The organism is Thermus sp. (assembly GCF_056332225.1).
This window is the reverse complement of the sequence record NZ_JBWGQW010000005.1, coordinates 31,274-49,241: the sequence shown is the minus strand read 5'-3', so window position 1 is coordinate 49,241 and position 17,968 is coordinate 31,274. Positions and strand designations below refer to the sequence as shown.

Below are 17,968 nucleotides of genomic sequence, written 5' to 3'. Positions count from 1 at the left end.
CCTGGCCGCCCGGTCCTAGCCTTCCTCGCCCTTGCCCTGGCGCACGGCGTAGCCCAGCCCCCGCACCGTGCGCAGGTAGCCGTAGGCCCCGGCCTCCCGGAGTTTGGCCCTGAGGTTGGCCACGTGGACGTCCAGCACGTTGGAGTCTTTGCCCAGGGGTCTCCCCCAGATGCGCTCCTCGATCTCCTGGCGGGAGAAGACCCGTCCCGGGCGGCTCATGAGGAGGGAGAGGAGGTCAAACTCCTTGGGGGAAAGCCGCACCTCCCGCTCCCCGAAGAAGACCTGCCGCCTCCTGGGGTAAAGCTCCAGCCGCCCCACGGAGAAGACCTCCCCCTCTCCTTTGCGGCGGAGCTGCACCTGGATGCGGGCCAGAAGCTCGGCGGGGTGGAAGGGCTTCACCAGGTAGTCGTCCGCCCCCTCGGAGAGCAGGGAGACCTTGCGGTCCACGGCGTCTTGGGCGGTGAGGACCAGGATGGGGGTGTCGTCGGTGGCGCGGATCCTCCGGGCCACCTCGGCCCCGTCCAGGTCGGGAAGGCCCAGGTCCAGCACCACCAGGTCAGGCTTTTTCTCCCGGTGCTTCACCAGGCCCTCCATGCCGCTTGCCGCCCAGTCCACGGCGAAGCCCGCTTCCTTGAGCTCCAGCTCCACCAGCTGGGCCACCCCGGGGTCGTCCTCGATGAGGAGGATGCGCTTCATGGCCAAAGCCTTTCCGGAGGGGCGAGGCCGTAGACCTCCTTGAGGAGCCTGAGGAGGCTCACCTGCTCCTTTTCCCAGGGGAGGAAGACGTCCCCCCGCTCGGCCATCCCGGGGAAGGCCCGGGGCTTCTCCCCCGGGAGGACCAGGAGAAGCTGCACCTCCTGCCCCGCCTTGGGCGCAAGGGGTGGGGAGAGGGGAAGGAGGCGCCTGCCCTCCACTCGCCAGGCCCCGTGAAGGGTCCTGAGGTCGGCGGAGAGGAGCCTGAGCTCCGTGCCCGGGGGCAGGGTGGGGCCGAGGAGGGGGGGAACGGCCGCCAGGGCCGCGGCCAGGAGGAGGGGGAGGACGAGGAGGCACCGCATCCTTCCCCCATTCTAGGAGGGCCTTTCCGCCTTTTGTGGGAGGGAGGTTAAGGGGCCTTGGGGTTTTTCCGGGAGGAGGAAGCCCGCCGAGACCACGTACTTGAGGGCGTCCTCCACGCTGATCTCCAGGGGGATGACCTCCTCCGAGGGGACCAGGATCACCATGCCGCTGGCGGGCACGGGGCTCGTGGGCACGAGGACCGCGGTGTACCCCTCGGGTAGAGGGGGAAGGCGGTGCCCCACGGGCTGGACCACGAAGCAGAGGGTGTAAAGCCCCCGCCTCGGGTACTCGATCACCGCCGCTCGGCTGAACTTCACCTCCTTTTGCCCGAAGAGGGTGTGGGCGATCTGCTGCACCGCCTTGTAGATGTCCCGCACGATGGGCAGGAGGAGAAGGGAGCGCTCCAGGGAGAGGATAAGCCTCCTGCCCAGGTAGTTCTCGGCCAGGGCGCCCACCAGGTAGATGAGGACCGCCGCCAAGAGGAGGCCGACGAAGGGGAGGAGGGGTAGGTAGGTGGGGGGCACCTCGAGGTTCAGGAGGCGGAGAAAACCCTGGATGTAGCTCCCGGAGTAGGTGTAGACCCAGCCCAGGAAGTAGAGGGTGACCAGCAGGGGAAGAAGGGTGACCAGGCCGGTGAGGAGGCGTTGCCGGAGGCGCATGGCCTTCAGTTTATGCCAACGCCCCCCGGGTGGGGCGGGGCTTACGGGGTGGGCCTATTGTGGACCCCGCGCTTGCTCCCAAGCGAGGAGGGTTTGCACCGGGGCCCTCATCCTGGCGCGGCTACCGGCCGTCCCCCCGGGCCTGGGCCAGCTCCTTGAGGCCCCGGACGTCCTTGAGGAAGATCTTGCCGTAACCCGAGCGGATGTAGCCCTCCCGCGAGAGCTCCCCGATGACCTTGGTCACCGTCTCCCGCACGCTCCCCACGGCGGCGGCCAGCTCGTCGTGGGTGGCGTGGAGGACGATTCCACCTCCCTCTTCCTGGGCTAAGGGGGTTTCCGCCAGCTCCAAGAGGGCCGCGGCCATGCGGTTCTTGAGGCGCTGGGTGGCCAGGCGCTCAATCCTGCGGTAAGACTCGGAGAGGGCCTGGGACAGGTGCTGGGTGAGTTCCCTCAGCACCTCAGGAGGGGGCTCCTTGGGTAGGGGCTCCAGGACCACCTCCGTCACCGCCTCGGCGAAGTAGCCCCGTTCCTGGCCGAAGAGGACCTCCTCGCCGAAGAACCCCCCGGGGCGCACCAGGCGGAGGGTGAGGGCGTTGCCCTCCTCGTCCACCGCCTCGAGGCGCACCACCCCCTTGAGCACCCGGAAGGCCCGTTCCCTGGGCCCCGGCACCCCGGGGTAGAGGATGACCTCTCCGGGCTTGAAGCTTGCGGTTTCGCGGGCCTGGGTCATGGTTCCCTCCTTGCCCCCAGGGTAGCACGCCGCTGGGGATTTTGTAAACCTTCGGGTTGTAAAAATTTGGTTCCGGCTACCCTTTCCCCAAGGGGCGCCTCCGGGCCACGGGGAGGAGCCGCTCCACGGCGATCTCCGCCCTCCTCCCCTCCCTTTCCGCCTGGGCAAGCTCCAGCCTCGCCCAGAAGAGGGCCATCTCCCACACCGCCTTCAGGCGCTCCTCCAGGGGTACCTCCCGCCACTCCGCCCGGTCGTCGGGCGGGGCTTCCAGGGGGAAGCGGCGGGCCACGGACCGGATGGTTCTCATTCCAGCTCCTCCAGGTCCCTGAGGTCCACGGGTCGGCCGAAGGCCCGCTTCAGGGCCTTGAAGTCCTCGGGGTGCACCACGTAGACCCTGACGCCCGCCACCTCCCGCTCCAGGGCCCGGGCGAAGGCCGCGTCAAAGGGGGGGGCGTCCAGGATGACCAGGTCAATGCGGTTGGGGGCGTAGCCCAGCTGGACCACGCCTGGGCTTGCCAGGTCTTCCACGGCAAGGCCCAGGTCGTCCCCGCCGAAGAAAGCGCGGATGGCGGCGAGGACCCTTTCTGCCTCCTGGGCGTCCACCCACAGGTCCAGATCCTTGGTGAAGCGGGGCCTCCCCAGGAAGGCCAGGGCGTACCCGCCGATCACCAAAAACCGGGCCCCCGCCTCGTGGAGCGCCCGGAGGAAGTCCAGCATATCCGGGGTCATCCGGTGTTCTCCCTAAGCCACTCCAGGTACTCCCGGTTCCCCTCGGCCACGGGCAGGGCCAGGATCTCGGGCACGGTGTAGGGGTGGAGGGCCTTGACCCGTTCCTTGAGCTTGGGGAAGGCGTGGGTGGTGGTCTTGGCGATGAGGAGGAGCTCCCGGTCCTCCACCACCTCCCCCTGCCAGCGGTAAATGGAGGTGAGGCCAGGGACGATGTTCACGCAGGCCGCCAGGCGCTCTTCCACCAGGGTTCTGGCGAGGGTCCTCGCCACCTCCTCGCTGGGCACGGTGATGAAGACCACTTCCTCCATCTACCTCTCCTCCTCCACCACGAAGGCGCTCGCCACCTCGTCCTCCTCCGGGAGGTTCATCACCTTTACCCCGGCGGTGGCCCGGGAGTACTGGCGGATCTCCGCCACGGGGGTGCGGAGGGCGAGGCCTTTCTTGGAGAGCACCAGGAGGTCCTCCGCCCCCCGCACCTTGAGGAGGGCGGCGAGCCTTCCCACCCTGGCCGAGACGGCGTAGGTGATGACCCCCATCCCGCCCCGCCCCTGCAGGGGGTACTCGGAGAGGGGGGTGCGCTTGCCGTAGCCCCGGGTGCTCACGGAGAGGAGGTCCACCATCTCCCCGGGCTTCACCGTGACCAAGGAGACTACCCGGTCGGCGGGTTTCTTGAAGCGGATCCCGGTCACCCCTTGGGTGTCCCGGCCCGTGGCCCGCACCTCCTCCAGGGGGAAGCGGATGGCCTGGCCCTCGGCGGTGGCCAGGATGGCCTCGTCCTCGGGGTCGGAGAGGGCCACCCCCACCAGGCGGTCCCCCTCCTGGAGCCTTATGGCGATGAGGCCCGCCTGGCCCAGGTTCTGGTACTCCTTGAGGGCGGTGCGCTTGACGAGGCCCCGCTCGGTGGCGAAGACCAGGTAGCCCTCGCCCTCGAGGCCCCGCACGGAGAGGAGGGCGGCCACCTCCTCCTCCTCGGAGAGGGGAAGGAGGCTTTTCACGTGCACCCCCCGGGCCTGGCGGCCCATCTCGGGGAGCTCGTAGACCTTGAGGCGGTAGACCCGGCCGCGGTTCGTGAAGAAGAGGAGGTCGTCGTGGGCGTCGGCCACGAAGACCTGGGTGGCCTCGTCCTCCTCCTTGGTCTTGCCCGCCAAAAGGCCCTTCCCCCCCCGCCCTTGGGCCCGGTAGCTCTCCAAGGGGAGGCGCTTGAGGAAGCCCTGGGCGGTGAGAGTGATGACCATGGGCTCGTCCTCAATGAGGTCCTCGGGGCTGAAGCTCTCCTCAAACTCGGCGATGAGGGTGCGACGCGCGTCCCCGTACCGCTCCTTGACCCGGAGGAGGTCCCGCTTCACCTCCCCCCAGAGGCGGGTTTCGTCCTCGAGGATGGCCTTGAGCCGCGCGATCTCCTCCATGAGCTCCCGGTACTCCTCCAAAAGCTTCTCCCGCTCCAGGGCCACCAGGCGCTGGAGACGCATGTCCAGGATGGCCTGGGCCTGGGCCTCGGAGAGGCCGAAGCGCTCCATGAGGCCCCTCCGCGCTTCCCCCGCGTCCTCCGAGGCCCGGATCAGGGCGATGACCTCGTCAATGTGGTCCAGGGCGATGAGGAGCCCTTCCAGGATGTGGGCCCTCTCCTCCGCCTTCTTGAGGTCAAAGAGGCTCTTGCGCTTTAGGACCTCCTTGCGGTGGTCCAGGTAGTGGCGCATGAGGTCCAGGAGGGAGAGGACCTTGGGCTCCCCGTTCACGATGGCGAGGAGGTTCACCGTGAAGGAGGTCTGGAGGGCGGTGTGCTTGTAGAGCTGGTTCAGGACCACCTGGGGGTTCGCCCCCCGCTTGAGCTCAATGGCGATGCGGAGGCCCTGGCGGTCGGACTCGTCCCGGAGGGCCACGATGTCCTCAAGCTTCTTGGCCTTCACCAGGGCGGCGATCTGGGCGATGAGGCCCGCCTTGTTCACCTGGTAGGGGATCTCCGTGACCACCAGGACGGGCCTCTGGCCCTTCTCCTCCACGCGCACCTTGGCCCGCACCTTGAGGCTTCCCCGGCCCGTGGCGTAGGCCTCCCGGATGCCCTTCCGGGAGAGCTTCCCCCCGGTGGGGAAGTCGGGCCCCGGGAGGTGGCGCATGACCTCCTCGAGGGGGATCCCTGGGTTCTCGATCATGGCCACCAGGGCGTCCACCACCTCGGAGAGGTTGTGGGGCGGGAGGCTCGTGGCCATGCCCACGGCGATGCCGCTCGCCCCGTTCACCAGGAGGTTGGGGATGGCGGCGGGGAGGACCTCGGGCTCCTTGAGGGAGCCGTCGTAGTTGGGGCGGAAGTCCACCGTCTCCTTGTCTATGTCCAGGAGCATTTCCGCCCCGATGGGGGAAAGCCTCGCCTCGGTGTAGCGCTGGGCGGCGGGCGGGTCGCCGTCTATGGAGCCGAAGTTCCCCTGGCCGTCAATGAGGGGGTAGCGCAGGTTCCAGGGCTGGGCGAGGCGGGCCAGGGCGTCGTAGATGGCGGCGTCCCCGTGGGGGTGGTACTTGCCCATGACCTCGCCCACGATCTTGGCGCTCTTCACGTGCTTGCGGTTGGGGAGCACCCCCTCCTGGTAGGCCCCGAAGAGGATGCGCCGCTGGACCGGCTTGAGCCCGTCCCGCACGTCGGGCAGGGCCCGGTCCACGATGACGGACATGGCGTAGTTGATGAAGCTCTGCTTGAGTTCCTCGGTGATCTCTACGGGCAGTATCTGGGACATAGCGCTCCTAAGAGGCGTTTAGACGCCAGCTTTCATTATAGCACGGGGCTTTCCCCCACCGCTCTAAGCGGGAAAGGGTCCAAAGAGGGGCCTCGAGGCTCAGCCTCCCACCTCCAGGGTCTCCGCCAGGTAGAGGAGGGCGAGCTTGTAGGAGAGGGGCCCGAAGCCGGAAATGATGCCCCGGCAAGCGGGGGCGGTCACGGAGTGGCGGCGGAAGGGCTCGCGGGCGTGGAGGTTGGTGAGGTGGACCTCCACCACGGGAAGGGGCTGGGCCCTTATGGCGTCCAGGAGGGCGTAGGAGTAGTGGGTGAGGGCCCCGGGGTTCAGGACGATGGCCAAAAACCCTTCCTGGTGGGCCTGCTGCACCCACTCAATGAGCTGGCCCTCGTAGTTGGTCTGCCGGAAGGCCACCCCAAGCCCAAGCTCCGCCCCCCAGGCCTCGCAGAGGGCCTCCAGCTCCTCCAGGGTGGTGCGGCCGTAGACCTCGGGTTCCCGCCTGCCCAGGAGGTTCAGGTTGGGGCCGTTCAGGATCAGCACCATGGGGGCTCCTCTGCCTTAGCATAAGGCCATGCGCCGCCTCCTCGCCTTCGGCCTCCTCCTGGCCCTGGCCTGGGCCCAGACCCACGTGGTGGCCCCCGGGGAGACCCTCTTCGCCATCGCCCGGCGCTACGGCACCACGGTGGAGGAGCTCGCCCGCCTCAACGGGCTTAAGGACCCTGGCCGCATCCGGCCCGGGCAGGTCCTCCGGGTGCGCCGGGCGGTGGAGGTGGCCCTCCCCCGGGGGCGGGCCCTCTACCTTGCCCCGGTGCAGGGGCGGGCCTTCGGCCTGGTGGTGGAGGGCTACCGGGAGGGCCAGGCCGAGTTTCTCGGGGCCACCTACCCCCTCTTCCCCCAAGGGGCCAGGCTCCTCGGCCTCCTCCCGGTGGGGGCCCTGGCGGAGCCCGGGGTGCACCCCTTGCGGCTCCTCTTGGACGGGGAAAGGGTGGAGGTGCCCCTGCGCGTGGCCCCGGGGGGCTACCCCCAGGAGACCCTCCGCCTCTCCCCGGCCCTCGAGGCCCTCCTCAAGGACCCAGGGCTCAAGGCGGAGCGGGAGAAGGTGGTGGCCGCCTGCCCCAAGGAGGGGGCTTTGCCCTCGGGCCTCGCTTTTCGCCTCCCCCTCTCGGGGCGGATCACCAGCCCCTTCGGGGTCCGGCGGCGCTACGGCGACCTCTTCACCTCCTACCACGAGGGCCTGGACTACGCCGCCCTCGAGGGCACCCCGGTGCGGGCGGTGGCGGATGGGGTGGTGGTCCTCTCCGAGAGGCTCAAGGTGCGGGGCGAGGCCGTGGTGGTGGCCCACGGGGCGGGGCTTTGCACGGGGTACTGGCACCTCAAGGAGCGGAGGGTGCGCCTTGGGGAAAGGGTGCAGGCCGGGCAGGTGGTGGGGCTTTTGGGAAGCACCGGGCTTTCCACCGGCCCCCACCTGCACCTGGAGGCGCGCCTCTTCGGGGTGCCGGTGGACCCCGCCCCCTTCTTCGCCGGCCTACCCCTCCCCTAGGCGGAGGAGGGAGAGGACCTCCACGTGGTGGGTGAAGGGGAAGAAATCGTAGGGCCGGGCGAAGGCCAGGCGGTAGCCCCCCCGGACCAGCTCCCCCACGTCCCGGGCCCAGGTGGCGGGGTCGCAGGCCACGTAGAGGATCTCCTTGGGCCGGGTTTCCTTGAGGTACGCCCGGACCTCCGGGGCGAGGCCCGCCCGCGGGGGGTCCAGGACCACAAGGTCAAAGGCGCCCAGGGCCCGGGCCTCCCGGGCGTCTCCCCGGTGGAAGCGGAGGTTCTCCACTCCAAGCCGCTTCCGGTCGGCCTCCCCCCGGCGCACCGCCTCCTTGCTGATCTCCACCGCCACCACCTCCCCGTAGCGGGGGGCGAGGAGGAGGGAGAGGAGGCCCGAGCCCGCGTAGAGCTCTAGCGCCCTCTTCCCCCCGAGGACCAGCCCCCGGGCCTCCTCCAGGAGGAGGCCCATGGCCTCGGGGTTCACCTGGGCGAAGCTCTCCACGCTCACCGTGGCGGTGAGGGGACCGAAGGCTTCCAGGAGGGTCCTTTCCCCGTGGAGGGGGCGCACCTGCCCCCGGAAGCGCCCCTTGGGGGAGGGCTCGGCCCAGACCACCCCGGCGAAGCCCTCCTTTACCAGGGCCCGGGCGGGCCGCTTCAGGGCCTCGGGGTTTCCCCCGATGAGCCCCAGGAGGACCTTTCCCTCCTTGAGGCTTCCCCTTAGGGCCACCTCCTCCACGGGGAGGGGCCAGAGCCTCAGGACCTCCAGGGCCCAGGCCAGGGGCTCGGCCACCAGGGGGTCCTCGGCCACGGGGAAAAGGGCGCGGCTTTGCGGGAGGCGGTAGGCCAGGCCCCCCAAGGGGTGGCGGGCGTACTGGGCGGCGGTGCGGTAGGCGAGGGGCCTTGGGGAGGGCCGGATGGGGCTTAGGGGGAAGGAGAGCCCGGCGATGCGCTCCAGGGCCTCCCGCACCAGGCCTTCCTTGAGGGGAAGCTGGGCCTCATAGGCGAGGGGCAGGTCGGCAGAGGGGGGGAGGGGGTGGGGGTAGCGGTCGGGGCGGGGGGAGAGCACCTCCACCTCCTCCAGGAAGAGGGCTCCCCGGCGGCGCACGGGCCTTCCCCGCACCACCTCCCCCGGGAAGGCTCCCTTCACCAGGACTGCCCCCTCTTCCCCCCGGGCCAGGCCGTAGCCCCCGGGCACCAGCTTTTCCACGGCGAAGACCTTCACCCCTCCACCCTACCACCGGGCCTTCGGGGGAGGGCTACAATAAGGGGGTGATCCGGGTGCTTTTGGCAGACGACCACGCCCTCTTCCGCCAGGGGCTCAAAAGCCTTTTGGAGGCGGAGGGGGACTTCCGAGTGGTGGGAGAGGCCAAGGACGGCTGGGAGGCCCTAAGGCACGCCCTCGAGGCCAAGCCCGACGTGGTCCTCATGGACATCCAGATGCCGGGCCTAGACGGGGTGCAGGCCACCCAGGCCATCCTCAAGGAGTGGCCCCAGGCCAAGGTCATCATCCTCACCATGTACCGCCAGGACGCCTACGTCTTTGAGGCGGTGAAGGCGGGGGCGAGGGGGTACCTCCTCAAGGACGCCGACGCCCGGGAGCTCACCGAGGCCATCCGCCGGGTCCACGCTGGGGAGGTCCTCCTGGACGCCGAGCTCGCCGGGCGGATCATCCAGGACTTCCGGGCCAAGCGGGAGGCCCAGGTTCCCTTGCACGCCGAGCTTTCCGAGCGGGAGGTGCAGATCCTGAAGCTGGTGGCCCAGGGCTACACCAACCTGGAGATCGCCGCCGAGCTCGGCCTCTCGGAAAAGACGGTGCGCAACCGCCTTTCCGAGATCTTCCAGAAGCTCCACCTCAACAACCGCACCCAGGCCGCCCTCTACGCCATCCGCGAGGGGCTGGCCCAGCCCGAGCCGGAAGAGTAGTGGACCCGGTGCGCTTCCTCCTGGAGCTCGCCCCCCTCGCGGGGGAGGAGGCGAGGGGGGACTACGTGGCCTCGAGGCTCCCTGGGGCTCGTCGCGACGGCCTGGGAAACGTGTGGGCCGGGGAGGGGAGGGTGCTCCTCCTCGCCCACCTGGACACCGTCCTTCCCCCGGCCCCACCCCGGCGGGTGGGGGAGAGGCTCTACGGCCCCGGAGTGGGGGACAACACGGGCGGGGTGGCGGTCCTCCTCTCCTTGCCGGAAATCCCCGGGGTGGTGCGGGGCTTTACCGTGGGGGAGGAGGGCCTGGGGAACCTCAAGGGGGCGAGGGCCCTGGTGGCCGCCCTCTCTCCCCAGGTGGTGGTGGCCGTGGACGGCTACCTCCCGGGGGTGGTGGACCGGGCGGTGGGCTCGGTGCGCTTCCGGGTCCGCTTCCTGGGCCCTGGGGGGCACGCCTGGGGGGACCGGGGAAGCCCCAACCCCGTCTTCGCCCTGGCCCGGGGGCTTTCCGCCCTCCACGCCCTCTTTCGCCAGGAAGGGGGAGCGAGCCTCAACGCCAGCGCCCTCCAGGGGGGCCAGGCGGTGAACGCCATCCCCAAGGAGGCCTCGGCCCTCCTGGAGATCCGGGCCCTGGAGGCCTCGCGCCTCGCCTCCCTCTTCGCCCGGGCCCGGGAGGTCCTCGAGGCGGCGGCCCAGGAGCACCGGGTAGAGCTGGACCTCGAGGTCCTGGGGGAGAGGCCCGCGGGCCTCACGGCGAGCGAAGCCCTGCGGGAGGCGGCCAGGCGGGCCCTCGCCGCCGTGGGGGAAAAGCCCCTCTTCCAGGCGGGCTCCACCGACGCCAGCGCCGCCCTGGAGCGGGGCGTGCCCGCCCTCGCCCTCGGGGTCTACCGGGGGGGCGGGGCCCACACCGAGGAGGAGTGGGTCCTTCCCCAGAGCCTTTGGGAGGGGCGGAAAGCGCTCCTTTCCTTTCTTTGGGCTCTTGGCGTAGGATAGGGCGTATGCGCGTGGGCGTCCTTCAGGGCTTCCTCTCAAGGCGGTACCTGGGCTTCTGGGAGGCCTACCTTCGCGCCTTGGGGGTGGAGGTGGTGCGGGCCTCGGTGGACCCCGATTCCCGCCTGCCTTACTGCCTGCCCGTGCAAGGGCTTCTTTCCCAGGTGGAGGCCTTGAAGGCGAAGGGGGTGGACTACCTCCTCCTTCCCGATCTGCAGGGGGGGGTGGAATCCGAGCGGGGGGGAGGGCAGTGCCCCTGGCTTTTGGACCTCGAGGCCACCCTCCACCGCTACTACCCCGGGCTTCCCCCGGTGCTCAAGGTGCCCGCCGAGCTTTCCGAGCGGGTCTTGGGCCGGGCGGGGGAGATCGGCCAGATCCTCACCCGCAACCCCATGCGGGTAGGCCGGGCCCTGGACCAGACCAAAAGCCTCCTCAAGCCCGCCCCACCCCTCAAGACCCCGCCGGGAAGCGTGGGGGTGGTGGCCCAGCCTTACCTCCTGGAGGACGAGGCCTTCCGGAGGGAGGTGGCGGAGGCCCTGGCCCGGGTGGACCTCCTCCCCTACTTTCCCGACCAGCCCCCAGAACGCCTCCGGGAGGAGGGGGGAAGGCTCCTTCCCATGGACCTGCCCACGGACCGGGAGCTCCTCGGCATGGTCCACTACCTCCACCGCCTGGGCCGGGTCAAGGCCCTCCTCCTCGTGGTCTCCTACGCCTGCCCGCCCATCCCCGGCCTGCTCAGGAAGGCGGCCCGGAGGCTCACCAAACCCCACCGGCTCCTCACCCTGGGGGAGGACTGGGAAGGCGAGCTTAAGGCCCTCAAGCGGGAGATGGGGGGGTAAATACCACCTTGCGCCAGCATGAGGGCCCCGGGAAAGAAGGCCCACAGCGCTTAGGCGAAGGGTTCACGCCAAAAGGGTACAAGCCTGTGGCCTGGCCCCTTGAGGCTGGGGCCTTCTGGCTTAGACTCAGGACATGACCGAGCGGTCAGCCCTCCTCTACCGCCTCCTCCCGTACCTCTCCCCCTACCGGGGGCGGTATCTCCTGGGGGTCTTGGCGGGCTTGGCCTCCATCTTCTTCTTCGTCCTGGGGCCCTACTTCCTGCGCCTCGCCGTGGACGCGGTGGGCCGCGGAGGACCCTACGGGCGGTACGCCCTTTACCTCCTCCTTGCCGCCTCGGCCTCGGCCCTGCTTTCCTACGCCATGCGGCGCCTTTCGGTGGTGGCGAGCCGCCTGGTGGAGTACGACCTCAGGCGGGACCTCTTCCACCACCTCCTCCGCCTGGACCGGAGCTTCTACCAGGGTACCCGGGTGGGGAACCTGATGAACCGCCTGAATACCGACCTCTCCGCGGTGCGGGAGATGGTGGGCCCGGGGATCATGATGGGAAGCCGCCTTTCCTTCCTGGTCCTCCTGGCCTTCGGCTCCATGTACGCGGTGAACGCCCGCCTGGCCTTTTACCTCACCCTGATCCTGCCCGTCATCGCCCTCTTCGTCTTCTACCTGCTCAGGCTGGTGGACCGCCGCTACCGCGAGGCCCAGGAGGCCTTTGACCAGATCAGCACCCTGGCCCAGGAGGCCTTCAGCGGCATCCGGGTGGTGAAGGGGTACGCCCTGGAGGGCCGGATGCTTTCCCGCTTCCAAGACCTCAACCGGGTCTACGTGGAGAAGAGCCTGGCCCTGGCCCGGGTGGAGGGCCCCATGCAGGCCCTCTTGGGCTTCCTCATGGGGTTCGCCTTTCTCGCCGTTCTTTGGGTGGGGGGAGGGATGGTGGTCCGGGGGGAGATGACCGTGGGCCAGCTGGTGCAGTTCAACGCCTACCTGGCCCAGCTCACCTGGCCCATCCTGGGCCTGGGCTGGGTCATGGCCATGTACCAGCGGGGGCTCACCAGCCTGAAGCGCCTCCTGGAGATCCTGGACCAAAAGCCCCGCATCCGGGACGAGGACCCCTTGCCCGTGGGCCTAAAGGACCTCTCGGGGGAGGTGCGCCTGGAGGGGGTGGGGCTCGAGCTCGGGGGGCGCTGGGTCCTCAAGGACCTCACCCTCACCGTTCCCGAGGGCATGACCCTGGGCATCACCGGGCGCACGGGTTCGGGCAAGAGCCTCCTCGCCGCCCTCATCCCCCGCCTTCTGGACCCCACGGAGGGGCGGGTTTGGGTGGGGGGGTACGAGGCGCGGCGCCTGCCCCTCAAGGTCCTGCGCCAGGCGGTGGGGGTGGCCCCCCAGGAGCCCTTCTTGTTCAGCGAGACCATCCTGGAAAACATCGCCTTCGGCCTGGAGCGGCCGGACCCTGAGCGGGTGGAGTGGGCGGCGCGGCTCGCCGGGGTCCACGAGGAGATCCTCGCCTTCCCCAAGGGGTACGAGACCGTCCTCGGGGAGCGGGGCATCACCCTCTCCGGGGGCCAGCGCCAGCGGGTGGCCCTGGCCCGGGCCCTGGCCAAGGGGCCCAAGATCCTCATCCTGGACGACGCCCTAAGCGCCGTGGACACCGAGACCGAGGCCAGGATCCTCCAAGGCCTAAAAACGGTCTTGGGGCGGCAGACCACCTTCCTCATCTCCCACCGCACCGCCACCCTGCGCCACGCCGACTGGATCGTGGTCTTGGACGGGGGGAGGATCGTGGAGGAGGGGACCCACGAGAGCCTCCTCGAGGCCGGGGGGCTCTACGCCGAGCTGGACCGCATCCAGCGCATGGAGGAGGTGGAGGGGTGAACGAGGAGACCGCCTACACCAAGGCCTTTGACCGGGCGCTCTTCGCCCGGATTCTCCAGTACGTGAGGCCCTACCGCTTCCAGGTGGGCCTCGCCCTCCTCTTCCTCCTCCTCACCACCCTCACCGCCGCGGCCACCCCCCTCTTCTTCAAGTGGGCCATAGACGGGGCCTTGGTGCCAAAGGAGCCCAAGCCCCTCCCCGAGCGCTTCCAGCTCCTCCTTTGGGTGAGCCTGGGGTTCCTCCTGGTGCGGGGGGTGAACTTCGCCGCCACCTACGGCCAGACCTACCTCATCCAGTGGGTGGGGCAGCGGGTCCTCTTTGACCTGAGGAGCGCCCTCTTCGCCAAGTTCATGCGCCTCCACCCGGGCTTCTACGACAAAAACCCCGTGGGCCGCCTCATGACCCGCATCACCTCCGACGTGGACGCCATCAACCAGTTCATTACGGGAGGGCTCGTGGGGGTCGTCGCCGACCTCTTCACCCTCTTTGGCCTCCTCGCCTTCATGCTTTTCCTTAGCCCCAGGCTCACCCTGGTGGTCCTCCTGGTGGTCCCCGTCCTCCTCTGGGTCACCGCCTGGGTGCGGCAGGGGATGCGCGCCGCCTACCGGGAGATGCGCCTTAGGCTTGCCCGCCTGAACGCCGCCCTCCAGGAAAACCTCTCCGGGGTGGAGACCATAAAGCTCTTCGTGAAGGAGAAGGAGCGGGAGGAGCGGTTTGACCGCCTGAGCCGGGACCTCCTTTGGGCCTGGGTGGAGATCGTGCGCTGGTTCGCCCTCTTCTTCCCCGTGGTGGGCTTTCTGGGGGATTTGGCGGTGGCGGGCCTCCTTTTCTTTGGCGGGGGAGAGGCGGTGCGGGGGGCGGCCTCCTTGGGGCTTCTGGTGGCCTTCGTGGACTACACCCGCCAGCTCTTCCAGCCCCTCCAGGACCTCTCGGACAAGTTCAACCTCTTCCAGGGGGCCATGGCCAGCGCCGAGCGCATCTTCGGCGTCTTGGACACGGAGGAGGAGCTCAAGGACCCGGAGAACCCCAAGCCCATCCTGCGCTTCCTTGGGGAGGTGGAGTTCCGGGACGTCTGGCTGGCCTACACCCCCAAGGGGGTGGAGCCCACGGAGAAGGACTGGGTCCTAAGGGGGGTTTCCTTCCGCATCCGCCCGGGGGAGAAGGTGGCCCTGGTGGGGGCCACGGGGGCGGGGAAGACCAGCGTGGTGAGCCTCATCGCCCGCTTCTACGACCCCCAGCGGGGCGAGGTGCGCATAGACGGGGAGGACGTGCGGAACTACCGCCAGGAGGACCTTCGCCGCCACATCGGCATCGTCCTCCAGGACCCCTTCCTCTTCTCCGGCACCGTCTTGGACAACCTGCGCCTTTTTGACCCCTCCATCCCCGAGGAGAAGGTGGTGGAGGTGGCGCGCTTCCTCGGGGTGCACGAGGCCATCCTGCGCCTGCCCCAGGGGTACCGCACCCTCCTTGGGGAGAGGGGGGCGGGGCTTTCCACGGGGGAGAAGCAGCTTCTCGCCCTGGTGCGGGCCCTCCTCATGAGCCCCGACATCCTCCTCATCCTGGACGAGGCCACGGCCAACGTGGACTCCGAGACCGAGGCCCGGCTGCAACAGGCCCTCTACCGGGCCATGGAGGGCAGGACCTCCATCCTCATCGCCCACCGCCTCTCCACCATCCGCCGGGTGGACCGCATCCTGGTCTTCCGCAAGGGGAGGCTTTTGGAGGAGGGGACCCACGAGGCCCTCTTGGCGAAGGGAGGGTACTACGCCACCCTCTACCGCCTGCAGTACGCGGAGTAGGCCATGACCTACCGGGAGGCCCTGGAGTGGCTCTTCGCCCAAAGGCGCACGGGGGAGCGGGGCACGGGCCGGGTGCGGGCCCTCCTCGCCCGCCTGGGCCACCCCGAGGGGGCCTTCCCGGCGGTGCACGTCCTCGGCACCAACGGCAAGGGGAGCGTGGTGGCCTACCTCGAGGCCGCCTTCCGCGCCCGGGGCCTCGCCTACGGGGCCTACACCAGCCCTCACCTCGTGGACTTCCGGGAGAGGATCCGCACCCACCTGGGCCTGGTGCCCGAGGAAAGGGTGGTGGCCTTCGTGGCGTGGGCCAGGGGGGAGGCCTGGGAGGAGCCCCCGGGTTTCTTTGACCTGGCCACTGCCCTTGCCTTCCTCCACTTCCGGGAGAGGGGGGTGGCCCTGGCCGCGGTGGAGGCCGGGGTGGGGGGGGAGAAGGACGCCACCAACGCCCTTCCCCGCGTGGTCCTCACCGTGCTCACCAACGTGGGGGAGGACCACCTGGAGGCCCTGGGGGGGAGCCTCGAGGCCGTGGCCCGGGAGAAGGCCGGGGCCTTCCGGGAAGGGGTCCCGGTGGTCACGGGGGCGAGGGGGGTGGGCCTAAAGGTGGCCCGAAGGGTGGCGGAGGAGCGGGGGGCGCCCCTTTTCGTCCTGGACCCCGAGGACCCCCTCTTCGCCCTCCCCGCCCCGCCCGGCCTCAAGGGGGCCTACCAGGAGGAAAACGCCCGCCTCGCCGCCGCCGCCCTGCGGCTTCTCGGCTTCCCCGAGGAGGCCATCGCCCGGGGGCTTTTGGAGGCGCGGCACCCGGGGCGGATGGAGCGCTTTTTGGTGGAGGGGGTGGAGGTCTACCTGGACGGGGCCCACAACCCCCCGGCGGCCGAGGCCCTGGCCCGGGAGTTTTCCGCCTACCACCTCCTCTTTGGCGCCTTTCCCCGGAAGGACGTGGAAGGCATTCTCGCCCACCTCCTTCCCAAGGCGAGGAGCGTCCGCTACACCCGGGCGGGGGAGGGGGCCTTGGGGCCGGAGCTTGGGACCCCCTTCTTTGAGGACCCCCGGGAGGCCCTGGAGGAGGCCCTGGCGCGGGCCCGAGAGGACGGGGCCCCGGTGCTCGCCGCGGGCTCCTTGTACCTGGTGGGGCGGCTACTCGCGGTCCTCGGCCAGGACCCGGCCCGAGGGGTCGGCGAAGACCACCCGGCGGACCTTCTGTAGCTCCAGCACCACGTAGGGGCTGGTGAGGGCCTGGGTGACGATGGCCCCAGGCCTGGGAGAGGTGAGGGAGAGGACCACCCGGGCGGCCTCCCCGGCGTAGGTGACCCCGGCCACCTCGAGGCCGTACCCCCCCGTGGGCTTCAGGCCCCAGAAGAAGGCGGCCACGCTCCGGGTGCGGAAGTCCACCGCGGGGGCGGGGGGGCGGGGGAGGCGGTTGCCCGCCACGAGCCCCCAGACCTCGGCGAAGCGGCTGGGGTCGTTGGCCAGGAAGGCCCTGGGGGCCTCCTCCTGGTAGGCGGCGTTCACGCCCCGGTCCAGGACCCGGTAGAGGGGAGCAGGCGGGCTCACCAGCTCCACTTTAAGGCCGTACTGCACGAGGAGGGCCCCCGCCCGGTAGGCGTCGGGGGCGGGGTCCAGGCTGAGGGGCCGCAGGACCGGTTCGGCGAGCTCAAAGAGCACCACCTGCCTGCCCCCCCGCCGGGCCAGCACCTCCCGCAGGAGGACCCGGGTTTCGGCCTCGGTGAAGGCGTAGAGCTCGGGGGTGCGGTACTCGGCGGGCTGGGAGACCACACGCCTTTCCCCCTCCTTCATGCCCCCGGTGAGCCGCACCCAGCCCGCCCCGTCAAAGAGCCAGGTGGAGCGGAGGGCGGCCTGGGTACGCACCTCCAGGAGGCTTCCCGAGATTCCCCGCACCGCCTCGGCCGGGGGGCGGAGGGCGGGGCCCACCTCCCGGAGCACCGGGCTATCCCCTACCCAGAGGGCCCCGGGCACGGCCCAGAGGCTCTCCCCCTGGGGCCTTTCCAGCCGGAGGGTCCTCTCGGAGAGCCGCACCTCCCTGGGCTCCCCGTAGAAGTAGGTCCAGCGCTCCGTGGCCTCGGGGAAGAGGAGCTGGGCCTCGGCCACCCGGTAGCCCGAGCCTTCCAGTACCTGGCAGGCAGAAAGAAGAAGGAGGAGTGCCGCGAGAAGGCCTTTCCTCATGGCCCCATGATACCCCTTCGCCCCCCGCCTTCCGTTGAGGTTCCCTTTAAGTGTGCGCTGGCCGGACGGAGGTCGTGGGGAGGCCCGGCGTAACTTAGCGGCTCCTCGGGTCCAAGGCGTCCCGGAGGCCGTCCCCCAGGAGGTTGAAGGCCAGCACGGTGATCATGATGAAAAGCCCCGGGAAGATCATGGTCCAGGGGGCGTTCATGGCGTAGCCCCCCTTGAAGCTGTCGGCGATCATGGCCCCCCACTCGGGGGCGGGGGGCTGGGCGCCGAGGCCGAGGAAGCCCAAGGCGGCGGCCTCGAGGGTGGCCGTCCCGATGGACAGGGTGGCCTGGACCACGAGGGGAGGGAGGGTGCCCGGGAGGATGTGCTTGAAGAGGATCCGGCCGTTCCCCGCCCCCAGGGCCACGGCCGCCTGGACGAAGTCCTGCTCCCTCAAGGAGAGAACCATGGACCGGGCGAGGCGGATGTAGACAGGGATCTGCACCACGCCGATGGCGATCATGGCGTTTTGCAGGCTCGGCCCGGCCACGGCCACGATGGCGATGGCGAGGAGGGTTCCGGGAAAGGCGAGGAGAAGGTCGGCGAGCCAGCCGATGGCCACCTCCGTCCGCCCTCGGAAGAAGCCGGCGATGAGGCCCAAGAGGGTGCCCGCCACGAGGCCGATCCCCACGGAGAGGACCCCCACCTGGAGGGAGATGCGGCTTCCATGAAGGACCCGGGTGAAGATGTCCCGCCCCAGGTGGTCCGTGCCAAAGGGGTGTTCCAGGGAGGGGGGCTTGAGGCGGTTGAGGTAGTCGCGGTCCGTGGTGGGGTCGTAGGGCTTGAGCACCGGGATGAAGAGGGCGAGGAGGACCAGGGCCAGGGTGAGGGCCAGGCCCACCTTGCCCGAGGGCGACTTGAGGAACCGCTTGAGAGCTTGACGGGTAGGGCTTTCCAT

Annotated in this window: 19 protein-coding genes; 7 read left to right on the top strand and 12 right to left on the bottom strand. The window is 70.0% G+C overall.

Translation table 11 applies throughout. The annotated features are described in order from the left end of the window. Positions 1 to 15: 15 nt before the first annotated feature. The 9 genes from AC01Y6_RS02125 to aroQ all read right to left on the bottom strand — a co-directional run bounded on the left by AC01Y6_RS02125 (position 16) and on the right by aroQ (position 6,440). Positions 16 to 696 carry a response regulator transcription factor gene (locus AC01Y6_RS02125; protein WP_347241909.1) on the bottom strand — a complete coding sequence of 227 codons (681 nt, stop codon included), beginning with the start codon at positions 694 to 696 and terminating at the stop codon, positions 16 to 18. Continuing rightward, the gene (locus AC01Y6_RS02120) at positions 693 to 1,055 is read right to left on the bottom strand and encodes a hypothetical protein (protein WP_347241910.1); all 363 of its coding nucleotides are present in this window, start codon (positions 1,053 to 1,055) and stop codon (positions 693 to 695) included. Before AC01Y6_RS02120 ends, AC01Y6_RS02125 begins: the two co-directional genes overlap by 4 nt. Positions 1,056 to 1,067: 12 nt before the next feature. Beyond that, a complete protein-coding gene (locus AC01Y6_RS02115; RefSeq protein WP_347241911.1) occupies positions 1,068 to 1,715 on the bottom strand; it encodes a DUF502 domain-containing protein in 648 nt (215 codons plus the stop codon). 121 nt (positions 1,716 to 1,836) lie between these two features. Beyond that, positions 1,837 to 2,445, bottom strand: a complete 609-nt coding sequence (locus AC01Y6_RS02110; protein ID WP_347241912.1) for a helix-turn-helix domain-containing protein — start codon at positions 2,443 to 2,445, stop codon at positions 1,837 to 1,839. Between the two features lie 76 nt (positions 2,446 to 2,521). Beyond that, positions 2,522 to 2,752 (bottom strand): hypothetical protein, encoded by a 231-nt coding sequence (locus tag AC01Y6_RS02105; protein ID WP_347241913.1) that lies wholly within the window; start codon positions 2,750 to 2,752, stop codon positions 2,522 to 2,524. Further along, the gene (locus AC01Y6_RS02100) at positions 2,749 to 3,174 is read right to left on the bottom strand and encodes a nucleotidyl transferase AbiEii/AbiGii toxin family protein (RefSeq protein WP_347241914.1); all 426 of its coding nucleotides are present in this window, start codon (positions 3,172 to 3,174) and stop codon (positions 2,749 to 2,751) included. The genes AC01Y6_RS02105 and AC01Y6_RS02100 overlap by 4 nt, the downstream gene beginning before the upstream one ends. After that, the gene (gene cutA, locus AC01Y6_RS02095; RefSeq protein WP_476670019.1) at positions 3,171 to 3,482 is read right to left on the bottom strand and encodes a divalent-cation tolerance protein CutA; all 312 of its coding nucleotides are present in this window, start codon (positions 3,480 to 3,482) and stop codon (positions 3,171 to 3,173) included. Before cutA ends, AC01Y6_RS02100 begins: the two co-directional genes overlap by 4 nt. Then, the gene (gene gyrA, locus AC01Y6_RS02090; RefSeq protein ID WP_476670017.1) at positions 3,483 to 5,900 is read right to left on the bottom strand and encodes a DNA gyrase subunit A; all 2,418 of its coding nucleotides are present in this window, start codon (positions 5,898 to 5,900) and stop codon (positions 3,483 to 3,485) included. It abuts the gene before it with no gap. 99 nt (positions 5,901 to 5,999) lie between these two features. Continuing rightward, positions 6,000 to 6,440 (bottom strand): type II 3-dehydroquinate dehydratase, encoded by a 441-nt coding sequence (aroQ, locus tag AC01Y6_RS02085; RefSeq protein ID WP_428716508.1) that lies wholly within the window; start codon positions 6,438 to 6,440, stop codon positions 6,000 to 6,002. Positions 6,441 to 6,468: 28 nt separating this feature from the next. Between aroQ and AC01Y6_RS02080 the strand changes: the two genes are divergently transcribed. After that, complete coding sequence (locus AC01Y6_RS02080) at positions 6,469 to 7,437, top strand: LysM peptidoglycan-binding domain-containing M23 family metallopeptidase (RefSeq protein WP_476670016.1); 969 nt, start codon at positions 6,469 to 6,471, stop codon at positions 7,435 to 7,437. Here the strand turns inward: AC01Y6_RS02080 and AC01Y6_RS02075 are convergent. Further along, a complete protein-coding gene (locus AC01Y6_RS02075) occupies positions 7,423 to 8,652 on the bottom strand; it encodes a class I SAM-dependent RNA methyltransferase (protein ID WP_476670014.1) in 1,230 nt (409 codons plus the stop codon). The two genes, AC01Y6_RS02080 and AC01Y6_RS02075, sit on opposite strands and share 15 nt — an antisense overlap. Positions 8,653 to 8,699: 47 nt before the next feature. Here AC01Y6_RS02075 and AC01Y6_RS02070 point away from each other — a divergent pair, with 47 nt between their 5' ends. From AC01Y6_RS02070 to AC01Y6_RS02045, 6 genes are all read left to right on the top strand, one after another. Next, positions 8,700 to 9,353, top strand: a complete 654-nt coding sequence (locus AC01Y6_RS02070; protein ID WP_347241920.1) for a response regulator transcription factor — start codon at positions 8,700 to 8,702, stop codon at positions 9,351 to 9,353. Continuing rightward, complete coding sequence (locus AC01Y6_RS02065) at positions 9,353 to 10,342, top strand: M20/M25/M40 family metallo-hydrolase (protein ID WP_476670012.1); 990 nt, start codon at positions 9,353 to 9,355, stop codon at positions 10,340 to 10,342. The genes AC01Y6_RS02070 and AC01Y6_RS02065 overlap by 1 nt, the downstream gene beginning before the upstream one ends. A gap of 5 nt (positions 10,343 to 10,347) precedes the next feature. Next, positions 10,348 to 11,178, top strand: coding sequence for a hypothetical protein (locus AC01Y6_RS02060; protein WP_428716840.1), 831 nt, complete (start codon positions 10,348 to 10,350; stop codon positions 11,176 to 11,178). A 133-nt stretch (positions 11,179 to 11,311) separates the two neighbouring features. Beyond that, entirely contained in the window at positions 11,312 to 13,048 is a 1,737-nt protein-coding gene (locus tag AC01Y6_RS02055) for an ABC transporter ATP-binding protein (RefSeq protein ID WP_347241923.1), read from the top strand. After that, complete coding sequence (locus AC01Y6_RS02050) at positions 13,045 to 14,847, top strand: ABC transporter ATP-binding protein (RefSeq protein ID WP_476670011.1); 1,803 nt, start codon at positions 13,045 to 13,047, stop codon at positions 14,845 to 14,847. The genes AC01Y6_RS02055 and AC01Y6_RS02050 overlap by 4 nt, the downstream gene beginning before the upstream one ends. A gap of 3 nt (positions 14,848 to 14,850) precedes the next feature. Then, positions 14,851 to 16,047, top strand: coding sequence for a bifunctional folylpolyglutamate synthase/dihydrofolate synthase (locus AC01Y6_RS02045; protein ID WP_476670010.1), 1,197 nt, complete (start codon positions 14,851 to 14,853; stop codon positions 16,045 to 16,047). Here the strand turns inward: AC01Y6_RS02045 and AC01Y6_RS02040 are convergent. Together AC01Y6_RS02040 and AC01Y6_RS02035 are read right to left on the bottom strand one after the other, a co-directional pair. Beyond that, on the bottom strand, positions 15,979 to 17,025 hold the full coding sequence (locus AC01Y6_RS02040) for a protease complex subunit PrcB family protein (protein ID WP_476670009.1): 1,047 nt from the start codon (positions 17,023 to 17,025) through the stop codon (positions 15,979 to 15,981). The two genes, AC01Y6_RS02045 and AC01Y6_RS02040, sit on opposite strands and share 69 nt — an antisense overlap. Positions 17,026 to 17,119: 94 nt before the next feature. Further along, complete coding sequence (locus AC01Y6_RS02035; protein ID WP_428715869.1) at positions 17,120 to 17,968, bottom strand: ABC transporter permease; 849 nt, start codon at positions 17,966 to 17,968, stop codon at positions 17,120 to 17,122.

What these genes read in the sequence shown, in the direction of transcription:
- AC01Y6_RS02125 (WP_347241909.1), bottom strand. Translation starts at nt 696, where the DNA reads ATGAAGCGCATCCTCCTCATCGAGGACGACCCCGGGGTGGCCCAGCTG.
- AC01Y6_RS02120 (WP_347241910.1), bottom strand. Translation starts at nt 1,055, where the DNA reads ATGCGGTGCCTCCTCGTCCTCCCCCTCCTCCTGGCCGCGGCCCTGGCG.
- AC01Y6_RS02115 (WP_347241911.1), bottom strand. Translation starts at nt 1,715, where the DNA reads ATGCGCCTCCGGCAACGCCTCCTCACCGGCCTGGTCACCCTTCTTCCC.
- AC01Y6_RS02110 (WP_347241912.1), bottom strand. Translation starts at nt 2,445, where the DNA reads ATGACCCAGGCCCGCGAAACCGCAAGCTTCAAGCCCGGAGAGGTCATC.
- AC01Y6_RS02105 (WP_347241913.1), bottom strand. Translation starts at nt 2,752, where the DNA reads ATGAGAACCATCCGGTCCGTGGCCCGCCGCTTCCCCCTGGAAGCCCCG.
- AC01Y6_RS02100 (WP_347241914.1), bottom strand. Translation starts at nt 3,174, where the DNA reads ATGACCCCGGATATGCTGGACTTCCTCCGGGCGCTCCACGAGGCGGGG.
- cutA (WP_476670019.1), bottom strand. Translation starts at nt 3,482, where the DNA reads ATGGAGGAAGTGGTCTTCATCACCGTGCCCAGCGAGGAGGTGGCGAGG.
- gyrA (WP_476670017.1), bottom strand. Translation starts at nt 5,900, where the DNA reads ATGTCCCAGATACTGCCCGTAGAGATCACCGAGGAACTCAAGCAGAGC.
- aroQ (WP_428716508.1), bottom strand. Translation starts at nt 6,440, where the DNA reads ATGGTGCTGATCCTGAACGGCCCCAACCTGAACCTCCTGGGCAGGCGG.
- AC01Y6_RS02080 (WP_476670016.1), top strand. Translation starts at nt 6,469, where the DNA reads ATGCGCCGCCTCCTCGCCTTCGGCCTCCTCCTGGCCCTGGCCTGGGCC.
- AC01Y6_RS02060 (WP_428716840.1), top strand. Translation starts at nt 10,348, where the DNA reads ATGCGCGTGGGCGTCCTTCAGGGCTTCCTCTCAAGGCGGTACCTGGGC.
- AC01Y6_RS02055 (WP_347241923.1), top strand. Translation starts at nt 11,312, where the DNA reads ATGACCGAGCGGTCAGCCCTCCTCTACCGCCTCCTCCCGTACCTCTCC.
- AC01Y6_RS02045 (WP_476670010.1), top strand. Translation starts at nt 14,851, where the DNA reads ATGACCTACCGGGAGGCCCTGGAGTGGCTCTTCGCCCAAAGGCGCACG.
- AC01Y6_RS02040 (WP_476670009.1), bottom strand. Translation starts at nt 17,025, where the DNA reads ATGAGGAAAGGCCTTCTCGCGGCACTCCTCCTTCTTCTTTCTGCCTGC.
- AC01Y6_RS02035 (WP_428715869.1), bottom strand. Translation starts at nt 17,968, where the DNA reads ATGGAAAGCCCTACCCGTCAAGCTCTCAAGCGGTTCCTCAAGTCGCCC.